Below are 4759 nucleotides of genomic sequence, written 5' to 3'. Positions count from 1 at the left end.
GCGCAGTGGAGGGCGCCCCTGCTGCAGGGCGCCGTCGCTCCGGCCCACCTGGAGGCCGGTGTCATGTCGTCGCGGAGCCTGCCGTCGCTCCCGCGGCGGACGTCTCCTCGGCCGTCTGCGCCGGGCCGCCCACCGCCGCCTCCGCCGCGGCGTACAGGTCGGCCGCGCGCACCCCGTTGAGCGCGGTGACGAGATGCCCGTCCGGACGGATCAGCAGGACGGTATGGGCGGCCGCGCCCGGATAGCTCTCGGCGACCAGCAGCTCGGCGGGACACGGCAGGGCCGTCACCGCGGCGGCCAGCCGGGGCATGATGCCGGCGCCGACCCAGTGCCGGCGTTCCCACACGCCGGTGCCCGGGGCGATCAGCAGCACGAGCAGGGCGCCCCGGCCGAGCCGGTCCCGCAGCCGGACGAACGAGCCGTCCTCCGCGGTCACCCGGACGTCCTCGACGGGCGCGCCGGGGGCCGTGGCCACCGGTGTCTCGGCCTCCAGGTGCCGTGGCGCGAGCGGGGAGCCGGCGTACGTTCCCGGCGCGCCCAGCGGGCCGCGTCCCAGGTGACCGTCGGTGAGCAGCGCGTCGTGACCGCGGGCGGCGCCGGGGACGTACGCCCTGATGCCCCCGCCGCCGCGCAGCAGCGGGAGCGCCTGGTCGGCGGCGCGCAGCCGGGCGGCGACGACCGCACGGCGCTCGGTCTGGTAGCTGTCGAGCAGTGCCTCGTGCGGGCCGTGGTGCCAGGCGAGGGCCAGCTTCCAGGCGAGGTTGTCGGCGTCCCGCAGGCCCTCGTCGAGGCCTTGGGCGCCGAGCGTGCCGAGCAGGTGGGCGGCGTCCCCCGCGAGGAAGACCCGGCCCACGCGCCAGCGGCGGGCCAGCCGGTGGTGCACGGTGTGCACACCGGTGTCGAGCAGCTCGTACGGGGGTGTGGAGCCGCCGCTCCAGCCCGCCAGGGTCTCGCGGACACACGCCACCAGCACCTCGGGCGTCACCAGGTCCTTGCCGGGCGGCAGCAGCCAGTCGAGCCGCCAGACGCCGTCCGGCAGCGGACGGCCCGTGACCTCCGAGGCGGGGGGACCGGAGGTCCGCCACGGCGGGGTCCGGTGAAGCAACGCCTCGCCGTCCCACGGAAGTTCCGCGCGCAGTGCGGCCACGGCGTGTCGCTCCACCGCCGTACGGCCGGGGAAGCGGATGTCGAGGAGCTTGCGGACGGTGGAGCGGGGGCCGTCGCAGCCGATCAGATAGCTGCCCCGCCACCAGGTGCCCTGTGGGCCGCGGGTGTGGGCGGTGACCCCGCTGGACTCCTGTTCCACGGTGTCCAGACGGCTGTCCACCGCGACCTTCGCCAGCCGCTCGCCGGCGAGGGCCGCGCGCAGGAAGCCGGTGAGCGCGTGCTGGGCGATGTGCAGCGGCGCGGGCTCGGCGTCGTCGAACGCGACCTCCTGCGTCACCTGCTTGCGCCGCATCGACCGCCATCCGGACCAGCGCACCCCGGCGTCGTCGAGGGACGCTCCGGTCAGCCGCTCCAGAAGGGCGGCGGTGTCCTCGCGCAGCACGACGGTGCGCGCGAGCCGGTGCTCGTCCTTGCCGGGGCCCTCGTCGAGGACCACGGACGGCACCTGCTGACGCGCCAGCGCCAGGGCGAGCGTGAGCCCCACCGGCCCCGCTCCGACGATGATCACCGGGTCCACGGCGCGGCGCTCCCTGCCTTCGACGGTGTCCTCGCGGGCTTGAGTGAACAACAGGTTGGAGCAGGGTGCACGATCACAGAACGTATGCAACCCATTGTCGTTGTTTGCGTCAAGCGACGAAAGGCAGTGGCGCACACGCCACTGCCTTTCGAGCCGTTCACCTCAGTTGAGCGTGCGTCAGGTGCCGCTGCCGCCCGCGCCGGTCCCGAAGGAACCGCCCACCGCCGCCGGGTTGAGTTCCTCCATGTCCTCCGCGCCGAGCACCGCGCCCGTGCTGCGCTTGCTGCGCCGCAGGTAACGCTCAAGCCAGCTTGCGAAGCTGGTCAGGATGAAGTTCAGCACGATGAACATGATCGCGACGACGATGAAGCTCGGGATCACGTTGGCGTAGTTGGCCGCGAGCGTGCCACGCGAGTTGAGCAGTTCGGGGAAGCTGAGCATCACGCCGCCCAGCGCGGTGTCCTTCACGATGACCACGAGCTGGCTGACGATGGCCGGCAGCATCGCGGTGACCGCCTGCGGGAGCAGGATGCTGCTCATCGTCTGGCCCTTGCGCAGACCGATGGCGTACGCGGCCTCGGTCTGCCCCTTGGGCAGGGAGAGGATGCCGGCCCGGACGACCTCGGCGAGGACGGCCGCGTTGTAGAGCACCAGACCCGTGACGACGGCGTAGAGGGGACGATCCTCGCTGCCGACGTCGGTGGAGCGGGAGTAGAACTCGTTGGCGAACAGCATCAGCAGCAGCACCGGGATCGCCCGGAAGAACTCCACGACCGTGCCGGCCACGCCGCGTACCCAGCGGTGGTCGGACAGGCGGGCGATGCCGAAGATCGCGCCCAGCGGAAGGGCGATCACCATGGAGAGCGCCGCGGCCTTGAGCGTGTTGGCGAGGCCGGGGAGGAGGTACGTCGTCCACGCCTCCGACGTGGTGAACGGCTTCCACAGAGCGGAGTCGAGCTGGCCCTTGTCGTCCATCTTCTGCCACATCCACCACAGGAGGAGGGCGAGCAGGACGGCGAACACCACCGAGAAGAGGATGTTGCGCTGTTTGGCGCGGGGGCCGGGAGTGTCGTACAGGACCGAGCTCATCGCTTCACCGCCAGTCGCTTGCCGAGCCAGCCCAGGATGAGGCCGGTCGGCAGGGTCAGAACCACGAACCCGAACGCGAAGACCGCGCCGATGAGCAGCGTCTGCGCCTCGTTCTCGATCATCGTCTTCATCAGCAGGGCGGCCTCGGCGACGCCGATGGCGGCCGCCACCGTGGTGTTCTTGGTCAGCGCGATCAGGACGTTGGCCAGCGGTCCGATGACCGAGCGGAAGGCCTGCGGAAGGACGACGAGCGTCAGGGTCTGACGGAAACTCAGCCCGATGGCCCGGGCCGCCTCCGCCTGACCGATCGGCACGGTGTTGATGCCGGAGCGGATCGACTCGCAGACGAACGCCGCGGTGTAGCCGCCCAGGCTGAGTACGGCCAGCCGGAAGCCCTGGATGTCGAAGTCGTCGCTGCCCATGGTCATGCCGAAGATGTCGGCGAGCCCGAGCGAGCTGAAGAGGACGATGACGGTCAGGGGGATGTTCCGGACGACGTTGACGTAGACGGTGCCGAACCCGCGCATCAGCGGAACGGGGCTCACCCGCATCGCGGCCAGCAGGGTGCCCCAGACCAGAGCGCCCGCGGCGGAGACGGCGGTGAGCTTCACCGTCATCCAGAACGCCCCTAGGACGTCGTAACCATCAAGAAAGTCGAACACGATCTCCCGCGCTTCCGGCTGGGTGGCGTATGGGAAGGGCGCGGTGCGCCGCCGCCGGGATCGCGACGGGCGGCGGCACACCGCGGGAACCCCGCTGTGGCTGAGGTGTGACTACGAGGCGTTCGGGACGATGACGCCGATCTTCGGGGCGGGCTCGTTCTTGTAGTTCGCCGGGCCGAAGTTGGCGTCGACGGCCTTCTGCCACGAGCCGTCGCTGACCATCTGCTCCAGCGCCTTGTTGATCTTGTCCACGGTCGCGGTGTCGCCCTTCTTGACGCCGATGCCGTAGTTCTCGTTGCTGAGCTTCAGACCCGCGAGCTTGAACTTGCCCTTGTACTGGTCCTGGGACGCGAAGCCCGCGAGGATCGAGTCGTCGGTGGTGACCGCGTCCACGGCGCCGCTCTGCAGGCCGGCGATGCACTCGGAGTAGGAGCTGACCTGCTTGAGCTGCGCGTCCGGGGCGATCGTCTTCTTGACGTTCTGAGCCGAGGTCGACCCGGTCACGGAGCACAGCTTCTTGCCGTTGAGGTCCGTGCCCTTGGAGATGTCCGAGTCGGACTTCACCAGCAGGTCCTGGTGGGCCAGCAGGTACGGGCCCGCGAAGTCGACCTTCTTCTTACGCTCGTCGTTGATCGAGTAGGTGGCGGCGATGAACTTCACGTCACCGCGCGCGAGGGCGTTCTCGCGGTCGGCGCTCTTGGTCTCGACGAACTCGATCTGGTCCGGCTGGTAGCCGAGCTGCTTGGCGACGTACGTGGCGACGTCCACGTCGAAGCCGGCGAAGGACCCGTCGGGCTTCTTGAGGCCGAGGCCCGGCTGGTCGTACTTGATGCCGACCTTGACCTTGCCGCCGCCACCGCTGCCCGCACTGGCGCTGCTGCTCGTGTCGTCGTCCTTGCTGTCGCCGCCGCACGCGGTGGCGGTCAGGGCGAGGACGAGGGCTGCGGCCGAGGCGGCGGTGACCTTGCGAAGCTTCATGGTGACTTCCTTTTGAGAAGAGTGGTGAAGTTACTGCGGGCGGTGCGGGTTTCCGTCGGTGATGCGGATCAGTGGTGCAGGATCTTCGACAGGAAGTCCTTGGCCCGGTCGCTGCGCGGATTGCTGAAGAACTGGTCGGGCGCAGCCTCTTCGACGATGCGTCCGTCCGCCATGAACACCACGCGGTTTGCAGCCGATCGTGCGAAACCCATCTCATGGGTGACGACGATCATGGTCATGCCGTCCCGGGCCAGCTGCTGCATGACCTCGAGGACCTCGTTGATCATCTCGGGGTCGAGGGCCGAGGTCGGCTCGTCGAAGAGCATGACCTTCGGGTCCATCGCCA

Annotated in this window: 5 protein-coding genes; all 5 read right to left on the bottom strand. The window is 70.0% G+C overall.

The genetic code is table 11. The annotated features are described in order from the left end of the window. Window positions 1–61 precede the first annotated feature (61 nt). Window positions 62–1684, bottom strand: a complete 1623-nt coding sequence (locus ABT300_RS41525; RefSeq protein ID WP_351687650.1) for an FAD-dependent monooxygenase — start codon at window positions 1682–1684, stop codon at window positions 62–64. Between the two features lie 177 nt (window positions 1685–1861). Further along, window positions 1862–2773: an amino acid ABC transporter permease gene (locus tag ABT300_RS41520; protein WP_351687647.1), complete on the bottom strand. Its 912-nt coding sequence runs from the start codon at window positions 2771–2773 to the stop codon at window positions 1862–1864. Beyond that, the gene (locus ABT300_RS41515) at window positions 2770–3435 is read right to left on the bottom strand and encodes an amino acid ABC transporter permease (protein ID WP_351687642.1); all 666 of its coding nucleotides are present in this window, start codon (window positions 3433–3435) and stop codon (window positions 2770–2772) included. Before ABT300_RS41515 ends, ABT300_RS41520 begins: the two co-directional genes overlap by 4 nt. Before the next feature lie 111 nt (window positions 3436–3546). Then, window positions 3547–4413 (bottom strand): glutamate ABC transporter substrate-binding protein, encoded by an 867-nt coding sequence (locus tag ABT300_RS41510; RefSeq protein WP_351687639.1) that lies wholly within the window; start codon window positions 4411–4413, stop codon window positions 3547–3549. Between the two features lie 68 nt (window positions 4414–4481). Further along, window positions 4482–4759, bottom strand: a 278-nt coding sequence (locus ABT300_RS41505; protein ID WP_502978103.1) for an AAA family ATPase, incomplete at its 5' end; no start/stop codon positions are given.

The sequence above is a fragment of the Streptomyces sp. NPDC001027 genome (assembly GCF_040299045.1).
Classification (GTDB): domain Bacteria; phylum Actinomycetota; class Actinomycetes; order Streptomycetales; family Streptomycetaceae; genus Streptomyces.
The sequence above is the reverse complement of the archived record's forward strand: the minus strand, read 5'-3'. Positions and strand labels throughout refer to the sequence as shown.

Bases quoted from the DNA above. Each gene is read 5' to 3' on its own strand.
- ABT300_RS41510 (WP_351687639.1), bottom strand. From the start codon at position 4,413: ATGAAGCTTCGCAAGGTCACCGCCGCCTCGGCCGCAGCCCTCGTCCTC.
- ABT300_RS41520 (WP_351687647.1), bottom strand. From the start codon at position 2,773: ATGAGCTCGGTCCTGTACGACACTCCCGGCCCCCGCGCCAAACAGCGC.